This window comes from Bacillus sp. FSL R7-0166 (assembly GCF_038008935.1).
Classification (GTDB): domain Bacteria; phylum Bacillota; class Bacilli; order Bacillales; family Bacillaceae; genus Bacillus; species Bacillus altitudinis.
Window position 1 is genome coordinate 2,543,596 of sequence record NZ_JBBPAC010000001.1, and the last position, 15,430, is coordinate 2,559,025.

The window sequence follows — 15,430 nt, forward strand, 5'->3', positions numbered from 1 at the left end:
CCCTTCACGTGACCTATCTTTTTATAAATGACGGCGATTTTCCCCTTCAAGCAAAACTGGTTCCGCTAGGTAGAGAATACGTTCCATTAATCGAGCTGCCTTCACCTCTTCTTTTTCCCCGCGCTGTGAGTACGTAAAGTGATGCTTTAACTCATTCGGTGAGAAATTAGAAGAGAAAAAAGTCGGCAGCTGCTCTGCCATGCGGTATTGCAAGATTGTTCCTAAAAGTTCATCTCGTACCCAGCTTGTCATCGACTCTGCTCCAATATCATCAAGCATTAAAATCGGTGTTGATTTGACCATATTCAGCTTCTCTTCGAGTGTATGATCGGCTAACGAATTTTTTAACTCTCTCACAAATTCAGGCACGTATACAAGGAGAGATGGATACTCTTTTACCGCTAACTGCTGCGCAATCGCTGCCAGAATAAATGTTTTTCCGACCCCAAACTTTCCATGTAAATAGAGGCCTTTGCCCTTACCTGTTTCATCATAACTTTGCAAGAATTGACCTACTTTTTGAATGACTTCTTGTCTTCCAACCACATTTAAATCAGCAAACGTCGCTTGAAGAACATTCTGCGGAATATACATACTTTTCATGAGTTCTTGCTGTTTTTTCTGTCTATCAAGCCGCAGTTTGACAGGACAAGGGGAATATTCAATATCAATGCTCTGACCTTTGATCACAAGCTTCGGGTGATACCCGTCTAAAATGACATTTACATTCTCTTCCTCTAAGCAGTAAGAACAGCCCTTTGATTGCTGTACATATTCAAAGAGCCTGTTCAAACTGCGATTGATCATGTCTTCTTGGATGTCCTCTTGATGCTCCTTTAAAAAAGCTTTTACATCTTCATCAGCTAGGACACTTTCTTTAATCTGATTGTATCTCACGCGAAAATCTACCCGCCCTTTTAGCTGATCAAATGAACGACCGATCGGTTTCATCTCCATCTCACCTCACATTAATGTGCATTGTACTTTTTCATATTATTAAACTGATCTAACAATTTTTCTTTTTCTCGTTCAAGGTCCTCTGTAGACAAGTTATCTGTCTGTTCTTTTGCGGGCTGTTCTTTCGTTTCAGCTTCTTTCATCCAGTCAGGCAGCTTCTCCTCGCGGATCACTTTTCCTGATCCATAGGATTGACGCTTATTTTTTTGCTGCGCCCATTCTGTCATTTGCCTATTCTCTTCTTTGGCAATTTTCATAGCAGCTGCCACGGTTTTGATTTTCTTTCGCACCCAATGGGCGGCGATTTTCTGCATATATGTTTTGGACAGTTTCATATCCGTTTTTAGCAGTGTATAGTAGATCAGGACATTCATGACCCCAGGCTCTAGCTGCTGCTCAAGCATAATATCTTCAACAATTCTTAAGTCTGCATATGTTGGCTCAATGCCATCTGCCATATCTTTTAGAAGCTCTCTAGGCGAAATATGATCAAGCTTTTCAATCAATTTCGCATCAGGCGCATCTGCACCTGAATTCTGCGTGACATTGTGACGTAAATGTCTTGGCTGTTTTTGATCAATCAGCTTCGGCTGTTCACCTCTGTATTCAATTTGATACCAGTCTCTCGCTGCTTTTCGCAGATCCTCAGTTGATATCATCTGATCTGAACCACAGGCACCTGCGACAATATTTTGCATTTGCAGTGGGGTGATGCCATAGACGACCGCTAACTTCTTAATTGTCTCTTTCACTTGCTTTGTCAAAGCCTTTCTCGGAATCATCATATCCGACATGCCTGCTAACAATAGATCAAAATCAAAAGATTCATCTGAAAGCGGTGCAGGCTGACTTGAGCCAACTGTCACATATTCGTAGCCCTCGTCAAGCGATGACGCCTGATTGATTTCCTCTGTCATCTTGCGCTCTCCTGGCTGCAAGACGTGAAACACTTCTTCAAACGATCGGGAGATGTTCTTTGCATCAGCAGGAACTCCTGGATAAGAAAAATAATCACGAAGCTGCATATATTTTGCTTTCTCTACCCGATGATACAAAAGGACATTCAGCATACCGTCTTGGAAAAATTCATCCGGTCTCAGCGGCGGCACGAGCTCATATGTAAACAGTCTGCCTTCTTCCGTTTCCTGTTCATATGTGCGGAGTAATCCGATCGCTTCAAGCTTTAAGCGCTCCTCAAAAATATCATTTAAATTCGTTTGCAGCATCACCATCAGCTGACGGTGAGGTGCGGGTTTCCCCCACATTCGATTTTGTTCCAGCTCTCCCCACAGCGTCATGTATAAACTGAAAGCGGACATGCCAATAAGCGGCTGATATAAAAGAGTAATAAGCTGTCTATCGATGTCACCGAGCAATGAAGCGCTTTTGACGACATACGGATCGACGGCTAGCACTTCCTTCCAATGCTCTGTCATATGCTGATCCTCCCTTAATACGGTTGTCTTCATTGTACACTCTTTTTGCGTTTTACGCTTTACGCAGGAAAAAGAGCATGAAGAATCTTCAGCTCTTTTTTAGCGTTCTTTCTTTAATAAATCTTTTAATTCATCAATAAATACATTGATATCTTTAAATTGACGGTATACCGACGCAAACCTGACGTAAGACACTTCATCAATTTTCGCCAGCTCGTCCATCACCATTTCCCCTACAAGCTCGCTTTTCACCTCTGACATGCCTTGGTTACGCAATTCCTTCTCGATGTTAAAGCAGACATCCTCGAGCTGTTTTAAAGCGACAGGACGTTTTTCACACGCTTTGATGAGGCCTCTCAGCATCTTTTCCCGGCTGAATTCTTCTCGAATTCCTTCTTTTTTCACCACAATCAATGGCAATTCTTCTAATTTTTCAAACGTCGTGAAGCGATATTGACAGCTTTCACACTCTCTTCTGCGACGGATGGACTTCCCTTCATCTACTGGTCTTGAATCAAGCACCCTTGTGCCAAGGTGCTGACATGTGGGACATTTCATTTCATCAGCTCCGATCTCTTCTTGGAAGTTGTTTGTCTAGTTCTTTATAAAGGGACAAAACAGCCTTTTGACTGTAGCCAAAGTCTGTTGGCAGTGCTGTTTCTGTTGTCACATTAAAATCGACAGCTGTTTCAAAAGGACGAATTGAAATGACAGTCGCCACGAGAAAAGCTTTTTTCGGCGTTCGTATGTTTGCGCTGATTTCACCTCGTTCTGCTGAAACAGATGTCACTTGATAGGAATCGTTTCTTGAAAGAACGGCTTCTACCGCTTGGAAAACTTGAGTTTGTGTCGATTTGTAGTAATGGCTTTTCAGCTCTGACACTGGATGATGGTCAGATGTTTCTGTATGATTTGAAATGAATCGTTTTAGCTTTTGCCCTAAAGTCATACACGTATCCCCTTTGTCATAAACCCTCTTCTTTATTTTATAAAAAAAACCTTTGTTTTCCTAGAACAAAAGTATAGACAGGTTGGATCATGCTGGATGCCCGTGTATGGAACAAATATAAAAAGGAGCATAACACAAAGGCATTTAATGCTTTTGGCCAGCTCCCATTGCAATCTTTTTTATGTTTACAGTGCTTTGGCTTGCGCCTGTTTCACTTGTACAGGTCCCATGCCTCGAGGAATTTCGATGTTTTCTCTTGTTTCAGCACCTAGTTCATCTCCGATATGATCTGCTGCAATATTCGGATCTAGATCGCCGCAAGTATAAACATCTATGCTCGCATAACCATGTTCAGGAAAGCTGTGAATTGTCAGATGAGATTCAGAAATAATGACAACTCCACTTACTCCTTGAGGTGCAAATTTGTGAAAAGCAACCTCTCTTACTTCAGCTCCTGATTTCAAAGCTGCATTTACAAACGTTTTTTCAATAAAATCCATGTCGTTCAGTTTATCACAGTCGCATCCCCATAACTCGGAGATAACGTGACGTCCGATTGTTTCCATCATGGACCCCCCTTAAACAAGAATGAAAGAGTGAAGTTCTAAGCAGCCGGACCGGACATATACCACGGGGGAAAGTTAGTCCAAAGAGGTCCTAACCCTTTAAGTATACCCGAATGAGTCTGCGAACAAGAAGTTCACGAAAAATAGTATACTTTGTTTAGACCCATTTTGCAAGCTGTGTTTTTAGTGGGATTTTCTCTCATTTCTTGAAAAGGGACGTTCAGTCTTCTTCATTTCAAACAGCTGAAAGCTCTTTCATCTGTGAACCAACAAACTTTACAAGATCAACCACTCTGCAAGAATAGCCCCATTCATTGTCATACCATGCAAGAACTTTTACTTTTCTGCCTTCCATCACCATCGTTGTAAGTCCATCAACGACAGCAGAATAAGGGTTTGTGTTAAAGTCTGTGGAGACAAGTGGTTCCTCGGTGTAATCTAATATGCCAGCAAGAGATGTTTTTGAAGCCGTTGCAAAGGCAGCATTGACCTCTTCTGCTGTGACATCTTTTTTCAAGTCGACCACAAGATCAACCATCGATACATTAGAAACTGGCACGCGAAGTGCAAGTCCATGTAATTTCCCTTTCATGTGCGGCAGCACTAAAGAAAGCGCTTTAGCGGCACCCGTCGTCGTTGGAATGATGGACTGGGCACATGCTCTTGCCCGGCGCAAATCCTTGTGGGGGTTGTCGATATTTTTTTGATCATTTGTATAAGCATGAACCGTTGTCATTAAGCCGTTGTCGATGCCAAATTCATCATCTAACAATTTGACAACTGGCGCTAAACAGTTTGTTGTACAAGATGCGTTTGAAATAACGACGTGCTTTTCAGGATCAAGATCATCCTCATTGACACCCATTACAATTGTAACGTCTTCATTTTTACCTGGAGCTGTAAGTACGACCTTTTTCGCTCCGGCATCTATATGGCCCATCGCTTGATCTTTTGAATTAAATTTCCCTGTTGCTTCGATCACGATATCAATCCCAAGCTCTCCCCATGGAAGCTGCTTTGGGTCTCTATTATTGAGCAAAAGCACTCTTTTGCCATTGACAATCAACGCGTCATCTTCTGCTGTCACATCGCATTCGTAACGTCCATGATTTGTGTCATATTTAATTAAATGTGCTAGCGTTTCGGCAGGATAGCTTGCGTTCACCGCTACAATTTGAATTTGATCATCAAGCATTGCTTTTCTGAAGACCATGCGTCCAATTCTGCCAAACCCATTGATCGCTGCTTTTACCTTCATGAACAGGTCACTCCTCTATTATGTGTTATACTCAATAAATTTATTTATGAAATTAGTATATCACATTAGAATGTAATTGCCAGTATATAAACGTATATTTTCAAAAAAGGGCTGTTCTTTGCAATGAAATTGACGAAAAAAGCATAAAAAAAGAAGAGTACTGTATGTACTCTTACTTATCTGTATGTTCCCATTCGTTTAATATGTTCTCTAATTGCTTTCTAATAAAAGCAAGATCTTTTGTGTTTTCTATCACACGGTCTGCTTTTTGGCATTTCTCCTCAAGAGGCTGCTGGGAGTGAATGCGATTCAGCGCTTCTTCCTCGCTCAGGTCGTTTCGATTCATGAGCCGCGACAGCTGCAAATCAGGCGTCGTGTACACAACGATGATACGGTCGACTAGCCCTTCCAGCTTGCTCTCAAATAGGAGCGGAATATCAAGCACAACAAAAGTTTCTTGGTTGCTGACCCCTTCATCACGCTGCTTGAGCATTTCCTTTCTGACTTCAGGATGAACGATGGCATTGAGCTTTTTTCTTTTCTCTTCATCAGAAAAAATGATCGCTCCAAGCTGCTGCCGGTTCAGTTCACCATTTGGCAGAAGAACCTCTTCACCAAAAGTTTGAACGATTTGATGAAGGGCAGGCGCTCCTTTAGAAACCGCTTCTTTTGCAATGATATCTGCATCCACCACCCGAATGCCTTTCTCTTTTATCATCTGCGAGACTGTGCTTTTTCCGCTAGCAATCCCGCCTGTTAATCCAATGACGAGCGTCAATTCGTTTCCTCCTTTACAGCTTCCACACCCCAATTAAAATGAGCAACAGCCCTGGTAAGCATGCGAGTTTATCGATCCAGCGCCAATTGGCCAAATAATGACCTGCACGCAGTCCGATGCATACAAAAAGAGAACTCATCACAGCGACCGTGATGCTCATGACAATTGGAGAAAAACCAAGAATCGCTGCACCAATTCCTGCACCAAATGCATCGATGGATAAAGCAATTCCAAGAAGCACCGCTTCCATTCCATTAATGGTGCCAGAGCGGTCAATATCTGCACTTGTAGGCTTTCGCAAAATATGAATGACAAGCCCAAGAGACTGCACTTCTACATTGAGAAGTGTTTTTTCATGAAGGAGCAAATCACGCTCTTTCGCTGGTTTATAAAATTGATACAGAACCCAAAGTCCGATAGCAATTAAAATGCCTCCACCCAGTTTATCTGTCACTGAGACAGGGAGGAATGTCGTGAGCAGGCTGCCAATCAGCATGGAAATGAGCAACACAATTCCTGAACAGCAAGCAATAATAACGATGGCTTTAAATGGAATCCTCATCTTGCGAAGACCATACGTAAAACCTACAGAAAAGCTGTCAATGCTGACGGCAATAGCTAAAAACAGAAGCGAAAACGAAATCATACCTGTACTCTTCCTTTCTGTTCATGCAACGATGATCAAGAGTCTCTAGGCGTCCTTAGACTCTTCTTCACTATATGAAGAGCAGGTGGGCTGTGTGTCAGTCTACACCTTGCTGAAAAAAGAATGTTTTTTATCGTATGCATGGCAAAAAGGAAGCATGCTGACGGCTTACTTTTATGAAGGGCGTTTTTGGCAGGTCACACAAAAATGAGTGCCGCGCCCTCCAACCACTGTTTTTTCTATGATACTTCCGCACGTCTGGCAAGGTTCTCCCCGCCGGTCATATACAAGAAGCTGTAACTGAAAAGTCCCAATATCACCTTGTGAATTGATGTAGGAACGAATGGTGCTACCTCCTGCATCAACAGCCACTTGAAGTGTGTCAATAATATGTTTGTGGAGCACCTTGCAAGATGCAAGACTTAGCTGATTCGCTTTTGTTTCTGGATGAATGCCTGATTTAAACAGCACTTCATCTACATAAATATTACCGAGGCCTACCACGATTTTTTGATCAAGTAAAGCCGTTTTGACCACGCGGGAGGTTTTCTTTAATTGCTCCCATAAATAGTCTGGTGTAAATGAGTCTGAAAAAGGTTCATACCCCAGCTGTGATAGCGGAAGTTCTTTTTCTTCTTCGCCTGGCTGAAATAGATGCATCGTCCCAAATTTACGGACATCATGATACCGAAGTTCGGTACCATCTGTGAACGTAAAGACGACGTGTACATGTTTATCATAAGGCTCACCCGTTTCATGTACACGGTATTTCCCTTCCATTCTTAAATGGGAGACCATCACATAGTGGTCTAAATGAAAGAGTAGAAACTTCCCTCTTCTTTCAATGGTTTGAATGGTTTCTCCTACCATCCTTCTAGCGAACTCTTCCGGTTCCCCAGGACGTTTGATGATATTTGGCCATTTGATATCGACCGTTTCAATCGTTTTTCCTTTGACTAACCGCTGAAGAGTGCGCCGGACGGTCTCAACCTCTGGTAATTCCGGCATGCTCCTCGCTCCTTTTTCTCTCTCTTTATTTTGCGTCGTACCAAGATGGGCCTGAAGCGAAATCGACTTTTAGCGGCACATCGAGCTGAAGTGCGCTTTCCATGACTTCTGGGACGATTTTTTCTAATATGGCGATTTCTTCTTTTGGCGCTTCAAAGATCAGTTCATCGTGCACTTGCAATAACAGATTTGCCTGCAGATTCTCTTCTTTTAACTTTCGTGCCATATCAATCATCGCTTTTTTGATGATATCGGCGGCACTGCCTTGGATCGGTGTGTTCATTGCCGTTCTTTCCGCAAAGCTTTTCACATTAAAATTACGGCTTGTGATATCTGGGATATATCGTCTACGTTTAAGAAGCGTGGTCACATATCCTTTTTGTTTTGCTTCCTGCACGATGTCCTCCATATAGGTTTTCACGCCTTTAAAGCTTGTTAAATAACGGTCAATGAAGGCCGCTGCTTCTTTTCTTGTAATCCCAAGATTTTGAGACAGTCCATAATCACTAATTCCATATACGATTCCGAAGTTGACAGCTTTGGCCTGTCTTCTCATAGAGGAAGTCACTTCTTCTTCTGAGACATGGAACACATCCATGGCTGTTTTCGTATGAATATCCATATCTTGCGTAAAGGCTTCAATCAAGTTCTCATCTTGAGAAATGTGCGCGAGTACACGCAGCTCAATTTGAGAATAGTCAGCTGCAAACATGAGCCAGCCTTCTTTTGACGGAACGAACGCTTGACGAATTTTTCGGCCTTCTTCTAAACGAATCGGGATGTTTTGAAGGTTTGGGTCTGTTGAGCTTAGTCTTCCTGTTTGTGTAAGTGCCTGATTAAATCTTGTGTGCACTTTATGCGTATCTTTGCGCGTCACTTTCATTAAGCCTTCCACATAAGTAGATTGCAGCTTTCCTATTTGACGGTAATGCAGAATGGACCGAATAATTTCGTGCTTGTCTTCAAGCTTTTCAAGGACATCCGCAGACGTAGAGTAGCCTGTTTTGGTTTTTTTGATAACAGGCAGTCCTAATTTTTCAAATAAAATCACACCAAGTTGCTTCGGTGAATTGATGTTAAATGTTTCTCCTGCTAACCGATGAATGGTTTCTTCATATTCCTTCAGCTTCTTCGTGAGTTCTTCACCCATTTTCTGAAGACGTTCAACATCCACTTTTACCCCAAGAGATTCCATTTCACCTAAGATGAGGGCAAGTGGCAACTCTAAATCTTCATACAGCTCATGCTGGTCATTCTTTTCTAACGCTTCAAGGGTCAAATCATGCAGCGCTGAGATCGCTGCTGCTTTTCTTCCAAGATGGTCTTTTAGCTCTTCTTCAGGTGGAATTGCCTGTTTCGCTCCTTTTCCGTATACTTTTTCATCGGAAAGGGCTATGTTCAGGCCATATTCCTTCGCCACACTTGCAACGTCCTCATAGGATTTCTGCGGATTGACCACATAGGAAGCGAGCAGGACATCGTTATCGACACCTTTAAGATCGACATCATGCCATCTGAGGGCAACAACCGCTCTTTTGGAATCAAAGACCCATTTCTTCTTCGTTTCATCCTGTACCCATTGTTTAAACGCTTCAGATTGCAGAGCATCTTCTTTTGTCATAAAAAATGCACCGTTCTCATTATGGATCGCAAACCCTATCAAATCGGCTTCGTGATAATTGTCTCCTAGCTGTTCTACCACAAGTGCAGCGTGATCTGTCAGCATGTCCTCCGTGACATCTGTCATTTTCTTCACGTCTAGTTCGTCTATTTCTACTGGTTCATCTGATTCTGGCGCTTCTCCTAAACGCTCTAGCAGCGTTTGAAAGCCCAGTTCTTTATAAAGAGAGATGACCTGCTCCATGTGAGGACCTTCATAGGCGAGCTCTTTGCTTGACACATCTATTGGTGCTTCTACGAGAATCGTCGCCAGCTTTTTACTCATCACCGCTTGTTCTTTATATTCTTCAAGCTTTTCTTTTAGCTTTTTCCCGCTGACTTCGTCAATATGATCAAGCAGATTTTCAACCGTTTCAAACTGCTTTAGTAATTTGATCGCTGTTTTTTCACCGACACCAGGCACGCCAGGGATATTGTCTGATGAGTCTCCCATCAGCCCTTTCATGTCGATGATTTGATCTGGTCTGAGGCCGTATTTCTCTTCAATATGTGCCGGTGTGTAATATTCTACTTCTGTGATCCCTTTTTTCGTAATGGCTACTGTTGTATGGTCTGTTGAAAGCTGCGTTAAGTCTTTATCTCCTGAGAAGATTTTGACCTCAAAGCCGTCCTTTTCTGCCTCTACAGCCAGTGTGCCGATAATGTCATCTGCCTCGTATTGCGGAAGCTCGTACCTTTTCACTTGATAAGCATCTAATAGCTCACGGATGAACGGCATTTGTTCTGATAGTTCTGGCGGAGTTTTTTGTCTTCCGCCTTTATATTCCTTAAAGGTCTCGTGACGGAAGGTGGTTTTACCCGCATCAAATGCTACGAGCATATGAGTCGGCTTCTCGTCTTCCAGCATCTTCATTAAGATCATCGCAAAGCCATAAATGGCATTTGTATGTACGCCTTTATCATTTGATAATAGCGGTAAAGCAAAAAAAGCTCGATAAGCGAGACTGTTTCCATCCACAAGTACTAATTTCTTTTGATCTGTCATCTTTTAATCCTCCATCGACTGAGCCGGCTCAGCCGTCTCTTTCGCACATTGTATGTTCATTTTATCAAAGTTTATTTTGAAAAGAAAATAGACGAGCCTGCATAAAAAAGGGACGAAAACAACAAGTGTTTTCGTCCTTCCAAAATTGGCTCCTTGGATGAAGGGGTTCCTATTCATCCTACCAATGATTGATTAACAAAACATGAATTCATTGTAAAGATCATGTAAATTTTAACGCCACTTTCCATTCTTCTCTATTTTGACTTTAAACTCACGGTAAACGTCGTCCCTTTGCCTTGTTTGCTATGAACAGAAATCGTTCCTTCATGTGCTTCGACAAGGTGTTTGACAATGGCAAGACCAAGCCCTGTACCGCCTGAGTTTCTACTTCGATCTTTATCAATTCGATAAAATCTCTCGAATATTCTTGGAATCTCACTCTTTTTCATACCGATTCCTGTATCTGCTACATCAAATTCATAGCTGTCTTTCCTCTGTCTTGCTGTGATCGTGACACTTCCTCCCTCTGGTGTATAGGTGAGAGCATTATTGATCAGATTGAGGAAAATTTGTTTTAATCTCAGCGGATCTGCCATGACATAGACCGGCTCTTTCGGGACACGCACTTGTAGGTCAATGCCTTTTTCAGCAGCCTTTTGTTTTAGCAGCACTTCAATCTCTTGAATGATTTCTGTCGCATTGGCTTCTTGAATATTCAGCTTAAAATGCTGCTGTTCAATTTTCGAGAGATCAAGTAAGTCTTGGATGAGCGTTTCTAAACGAATACTCTCTTTTAGGATGATGGACAAAAATTGTGTGAGCGCTTCTTTGTCGTCAATGGCACCATCAAGAAGTGTTTCAGAAAAGCCTTTAATGGACGTGATCGGTGTCTTTAATTCGTGTGACACGTTAGCGACAAAGTCTTTTCGCATCTGTTCTAGCTGCTTTGTTTCTGTCACATCATGAAAGACAAGAACAATTCCTTTCCATTCATCGTCTGTACTTAAGATCGGAACACCATCGACTTGAAAATAACGGCGCTCGATGTCAACAGCGAGACGTAAAAACTTTCGAACCTTGGTTTCTGTCATGAAAATTTCGTCTATTAACTCAATAATCTCTTCATGGGTAAAGGCTTCATGATACAGCTTGTGCATGTAAATATGTTTTTGCACTTTGAATTGCTTGCGGAATGTTCGATTGACTAAGTGAATATAGCCCATTTTATCAATCAAAATAATCCCCGCTCCAATGTTTTCAATGACTGTTTGCAGACGATCTCGCTGCATTTCGCCAGCGCTTGTCATGTCTTGAAGACTTTCTGCCAGACGCTTCATTGATGTATTGAGTTCACTTGTTTCAATGATCAGCTCTTCATAGTTATTTGTATCATAGTTCCCTCGTTCAAGCTGTTTGGCCACCTTTGTGGCATAATCAATCGGCTTTACATACTTCATCGACATGCGATAGCCAAAGAAGACGATGATAATGATGGCCGAACCAAGACAAAAGGCCAATGCAAGCCAGAGCTGGCCGTCAATCTCATTCAAAGGCTGGAATGAAGCATGAAGAAATAAATATCCCGCCGGTTCGTTTTGTTTCATCATTGGAACTGCATAATGAAACAGCGCATCCTTCTCATCCTCAATGAACGTTCCTTTTGTTTGGAGCTGCTCACTTTTCAGTGTGTTTAAAATGACAGCCCTTTGTTCTGCTTGACCCGTTGTATGTATGATATTCCCTTTCACGTCCACAATCGACGCATTCATATCGAGATGCTGCTTTGCTTGGTTGAGAATCTTCTTGTTTTGCTCCGCGTTCAAATCTTCAACATTCATTGAAGAAAGGAGAAAACTCGATTCCTTTTCCATTCGTTCGGTTAATTTTGTTTCATAGAAAATATGAAACATATGATCCAAGAAAAGACCAAGCGCAACAAACACAATAAACAGGAGAAAAATGAGCCCAGAAAAAAGGCGGGTTCTCACTTTACTCATTTGGCTTTGGCTCCTCCAATTTGTAGCCTAAGCCTCGAATGGTTTTAATATATGTTGGTTTTTTCGTGTTCTTTTCAATTTTGTCCCGCAAGTGGCTGATATGCACATCCACAATACGAGTATCACCTGCAAAGTCATAATTCCAAACCGCACTTAACAATAGATCACGCGTCAGGACACGGCCTTTATGCTTAGCCAAATAAAGAAGCAGTTCAAATTCCTTTGGCGTGAGCTCTAGACGTTCTTCTTGGAAATAAACTTCGTAATGTTCAGGTAAAATGCGCAGGTCTCCAATTTTGATTTGGTCTGCAATGATCTCTTCCTTCTCTTCTTGCACGGGAGCCGGCTGAGATTGCTGTGCTCTTCTCAAAATGGCTTTTACCCGAGCACCCACTTCTCTAGGACTGAAAGGTTTTGTCATGTAATCGTCGGCTCCAAGTTCAAGACCGAGCACCTTATCAAATTCATCGTCCTTTGCTGTCAGCATTAAAATAGGGAACATCATTTTTTGAATTCTCAGTTGTTTGCACACTTCAATGCCGTCCATTTTCGGAAGCATTAAATCAAGCACAATCAGATCAGGCTGTTCACTTGCTGCTTTTTCAAGCGCTTCTTCTCCGTCTCTTGCTGTGACGACATCGTAGCCCGCCCTTTCAAGGTTATAGCTTAGAAGTGTTACAATTGATTCTTCATCATCCACAACTAATATTTTTTTATTCATGTTGTGCCTCCAATTAGTGATTTCCCCTGCATCCGGTTTTTTGTATCTTATGTGAAAAGCGAGAAGTCATGCTTTCTCTTTCATTTTAACGAAAGCTTAACAAGAGAACAATTTAAAATTTCGACAAGATTGGCTTTGTAAACAAAAAGAAGACTCCTCATACGAGAAGCCTTCTTTTTTATTCATATTAAGACAATACTTTCATGACGTTCTTTACAGATTCAACAGAACGGTCAAGCTGACTTCTTTCTTCTTCTGTCAGCTCAAGCTCGATGATCTGCTCAAGGCCGTTTCCACCTACGATTGTTGGAACTCCAAGGTAAATGCCTTCGTAGCCATATTCACCTTCAAGGTATGCAATCGTCGGCATGACGCGGCGTTGATCTTTTAAGATTGCCTCAACCATTTCAACGAGTGAAGCAGCAGGTGCATAATACGCACTACCGTTACCTAATAGGTTGACGATTTCACCGCCGCCTTTTCTTGTTCTTTCAACAATTGCATCAATTCGCTCTTTAGGAATTAATGTTTCCAGCGGGATACCGCCTGCATAAGAGTAACGTACAAGAGGAACCATGTCGTCCCCATGTCCGCCAAGAACAAAGCCCGTCACATCTTTCACAGATAGGTTTAATTCTTGAGCAACGAACGTACGGAAACGTGCTGTATCAAGAATTCCTGATTGTCCGATGACTTTTTCTTTTGGTAATCCTGATTCTTTATAAACTGCATATGTCATTGCATCAACAGGGTTTGTTAACACAACAATGATCGCTTCTGGAGAATATTTAACGATTTCACGTGTCACACTGCGCATGATTTTTTCATTTGTTGACACGAGGTCGTCACGGCTCATTCCCGGCTTTCTTGCAATTCCTGCCGTAATGACCACGACATCAGAACCGGCTGTATCTTCGTAGTTAGAAGTTCCTGTAATATTCGCATCGAAGCCTTGAACAGGACTTGCTTCCAGCATGTCAAGTGCTTTCCCTTTTGTCGGGTTCTCAAGCTGAGGGATATCCACTAATACGACATCCGCTAATTCTTTTTGAGCTGTTAGAAATGCTGTAGTTGCTCCAGTAAAGCCTGCTCCGATGACAGATACTTTTTTACGCTTGTTTGCCATTTCCTTTTTCCCCTTTAACTTTAAAGTTTAAGAATCAAGACAAGTTTTTGATGAGCTCGTCAGCAAACTCAGAACATTTCACTTCTGTTGCACCATCCATTAATCTAGCAAAATCGTACGTGACGACTTTAGATGCAATTGTTTTTTCAACAGATTGAATCACTAGATCAGCAGCTTCTTGCCATCCAAGGTGCTCAAGTAAAAGCACGCCTGATAGAAGAACAGAAGATGGATTCACTTTATCAAGACCAGCATATTTCGGTGCTGTTCCGTGAGTCGCTTCAAAAATAGCGTGTCCTGTTTCGTAGTTGATATTTGCACCAGGTGCGATACCAATTCCACCAACTTGTGCTGCAAGTGCATCAGAGATGTAGTCTCCGTTTAAGTTCATTGTTGCGACAACATCGAACTCAGCTGGACGAGTTAAAATTTGTTGAAGGAAAATATCTGCAATGCTGTCTTTGACAATGATTTTGCCAGCAGCTTCTGCTTCACTTTGCGCTTTGTTTGCCGCATCTTTTCCATCTTGTTCTACAATACGATCATATTGTGCCCATGTAAAGACTTTGTCGCCAAACTCTTTTTCAGCCACTTCGTAGCCCCAGTTTTTGAAGGCTCCTTCTGTAAATTTCATGATGTTTCCTTTGTGAACAAGCGTCACAGATTTACGGCCTTGGTCAATCGCATATTGGATCGCTGCTCTGACAAGACGAGATGTTCCCTCTTCAGAAACTGGTTTGATTCCGATACCTGATGTTTCTGGGAAACGGATTTTATTCACACCTAATTCGTTTTTCAAGAAGTCGATTAACTTCTTCACTTCGTCTGATCCTTTTGCATACTCGATTCCTGCATAGATATCTTCAGTGTTTTCACGGAAGATGACCATGTCTGTGTCTTCTGGACGTTTCACAGGAGATGGTACACCTTTGAACCAGCGAACTGGACGTAAGCATGTGAATAAATCAAGCTCTTGTCTTAGTGCCACGTTCAATGAACGGATTCCTCCGCCAATTGGTGTTGTCAGTGGTCCTTTGATCGCGATTAAATATTCACGAATGTCTTCAAGTGTTTGCTCTGGAAGCCACTCGCCAGTTTTATTGTAAGCTTTTTCACCTGCATATACTTCTTTCCAAGTGATTTGCTTTTCACCTTTATATGCTTTTTCTACAGCTGCTTCAAGAACTCTTGATGCTGCTTTCCAAATGTCAGGACCGATTCCGTCCCCTTCGATAAACGGGATAATTGGATTATTTGGTACATTCAATACGCCGCCAGTAACTGTAATTTTTTCGCCTTGTGACAATGATATTACCTCCCAGG

At 42.0% G+C, this 15,430-nt stretch carries 14 protein-coding genes; all 14 read right to left on the bottom strand.

Going from position 1 to position 15,430, the window contains the following annotated elements; genetic code table 11:
* Positions 1-21 precede the first annotated feature (21 nt).
* The 14 genes from dnaI to icd all read right to left on the bottom strand — a co-directional run bounded on the left by dnaI (position 22) and on the right by icd (position 15,413).
* Entirely contained in the window at positions 22-951 is a 930-nt protein-coding gene (gene dnaI, locus NST01_RS13110; protein ID WP_008346034.1) for a primosomal protein DnaI, read from the bottom strand.
* Positions 952-968: 17 nt separating this feature from the next.
* Positions 969-2,393, bottom strand: coding sequence for a replication initiation and membrane attachment family protein (locus NST01_RS13115; RefSeq protein WP_048002758.1), 1,425 nt, complete (start codon positions 2,391-2,393; stop codon positions 969-971).
* A gap of 99 nt (positions 2,394-2,492) precedes the next feature.
* A complete protein-coding gene (gene nrdR, locus NST01_RS13120; RefSeq protein ID WP_003216720.1) occupies positions 2,493-2,951 on the bottom strand; it encodes a transcriptional regulator NrdR in 459 nt (152 codons plus the stop codon).
* Between the two features lie 4 nt (positions 2,952-2,955).
* Entirely contained in the window at positions 2,956-3,342 is a 387-nt protein-coding gene (locus NST01_RS13125) for a hypothetical protein (protein WP_017358264.1), read from the bottom strand.
* A gap of 185 nt (positions 3,343-3,527) precedes the next feature.
* Positions 3,528-3,908, bottom strand: coding sequence for an adenosylmethionine decarboxylase (gene speD, locus NST01_RS13130; RefSeq protein ID WP_003216492.1), 381 nt, complete (start codon positions 3,906-3,908; stop codon positions 3,528-3,530).
* Between the two features lie 235 nt (positions 3,909-4,143).
* Positions 4,144-5,166 (bottom strand): glyceraldehyde-3-phosphate dehydrogenase, encoded by a 1,023-nt coding sequence (locus NST01_RS13135; RefSeq protein WP_017367827.1) that lies wholly within the window; start codon positions 5,164-5,166, stop codon positions 4,144-4,146.
* A gap of 172 nt (positions 5,167-5,338) precedes the next feature.
* Positions 5,339-5,944, bottom strand: a complete 606-nt coding sequence (coaE, locus tag NST01_RS13140) for a dephospho-CoA kinase (RefSeq protein WP_035701967.1) — start codon at positions 5,942-5,944, stop codon at positions 5,339-5,341.
* 13 nt (positions 5,945-5,957) lie between these two features.
* Positions 5,958-6,590 carry a sporulation membrane protein YtaF gene (gene ytaF, locus NST01_RS13145; RefSeq protein ID WP_007501684.1) on the bottom strand — a complete coding sequence of 211 codons (633 nt, stop codon included), beginning with the start codon at positions 6,588-6,590 and terminating at the stop codon, positions 5,958-5,960.
* 174 nt (positions 6,591-6,764) lie between these two features.
* Positions 6,765-7,598, bottom strand: a complete 834-nt coding sequence (gene mutM, locus NST01_RS13150) for a DNA-formamidopyrimidine glycosylase (RefSeq protein ID WP_007501686.1) — start codon at positions 7,596-7,598, stop codon at positions 6,765-6,767.
* Between the two features lie 25 nt (positions 7,599-7,623).
* Entirely contained in the window at positions 7,624-10,263 is a 2,640-nt protein-coding gene (gene polA / locus NST01_RS13155) for a DNA polymerase I (protein WP_050827545.1), read from the bottom strand.
* Positions 10,264-10,517: 254 nt separating this feature from the next.
* On the bottom strand, positions 10,518-12,260 hold the full coding sequence (pnpS, locus tag NST01_RS13160) for a two-component system histidine kinase PnpS (RefSeq protein WP_017358268.1): 1,743 nt from the start codon (positions 12,258-12,260) through the stop codon (positions 10,518-10,520).
* A complete protein-coding gene (locus NST01_RS13165; RefSeq protein WP_007501691.1) occupies positions 12,253-12,981 on the bottom strand; it encodes a response regulator transcription factor in 729 nt (242 codons plus the stop codon). Before NST01_RS13165 ends, pnpS begins: the two co-directional genes overlap by 8 nt.
* A gap of 187 nt (positions 12,982-13,168) precedes the next feature.
* Positions 13,169-14,107, bottom strand: a complete 939-nt coding sequence (mdh, locus tag NST01_RS13170) for a malate dehydrogenase (RefSeq protein ID WP_007501693.1) — start codon at positions 14,105-14,107, stop codon at positions 13,169-13,171.
* Between the two features lie 34 nt (positions 14,108-14,141).
* On the bottom strand, positions 14,142-15,413 hold the full coding sequence (icd, locus tag NST01_RS13175) for an NADP-dependent isocitrate dehydrogenase (RefSeq protein WP_024424789.1): 1,272 nt from the start codon (positions 15,411-15,413) through the stop codon (positions 14,142-14,144).
* Positions 15,414-15,430: the final 17 nt, after the last annotated feature.

Excerpts from the sequence above, each read along its gene's own strand:
- NST01_RS13135 (WP_017367827.1), bottom strand. The coding sequence starts at position 5,166 with ATGAAGGTAAAAGCAGCGATCAATGGGTTTGGCAGAATTGGACGCATG.
- speD (WP_003216492.1), bottom strand. The coding sequence starts at position 3,908 with ATGGAAACAATCGGACGTCACGTTATCTCCGAGTTATGGGGATGCGAC.
- NST01_RS13125 (WP_017358264.1), bottom strand. The coding sequence starts at position 3,342 with ATGACTTTAGGGCAAAAGCTAAAACGATTCATTTCAAATCATACAGAA.
- NST01_RS13115 (WP_048002758.1), bottom strand. The coding sequence starts at position 2,393 with ATGACAGAGCATTGGAAGGAAGTGCTAGCCGTCGATCCGTATGTCGTC.
- mdh (WP_007501693.1), bottom strand. The coding sequence starts at position 14,107 with ATGGCAAACAAGCGTAAAAAAGTATCTGTCATCGGAGCAGGCTTTACT.
- dnaI (WP_008346034.1), bottom strand. The coding sequence starts at position 951 with ATGAAACCGATCGGTCGTTCATTTGATCAGCTAAAAGGGCGGGTAGAT.
- ytaF (WP_007501684.1), bottom strand. The coding sequence starts at position 6,590 with ATGATTTCGTTTTCGCTTCTGTTTTTAGCTATTGCCGTCAGCATTGAC.
- polA (WP_050827545.1), bottom strand. The coding sequence starts at position 10,263 with ATGACAGATCAAAAGAAATTAGTACTTGTGGATGGAAACAGTCTCGCT.
- NST01_RS13165 (WP_007501691.1), bottom strand. The coding sequence starts at position 12,981 with ATGAATAAAAAAATATTAGTTGTGGATGATGAAGAATCAATTGTAACA.
- nrdR (WP_003216720.1), bottom strand. The coding sequence starts at position 2,951 with ATGAAATGTCCCACATGTCAGCACCTTGGCACAAGGGTGCTTGATTCA.
- mutM (WP_007501686.1), bottom strand. The coding sequence starts at position 7,598 with ATGCCGGAATTACCAGAGGTTGAGACCGTCCGGCGCACTCTTCAGCGG.
- pnpS (WP_017358268.1), bottom strand. The coding sequence starts at position 12,260 with ATGAGTAAAGTGAGAACCCGCCTTTTTTCTGGGCTCATTTTTCTCCTG.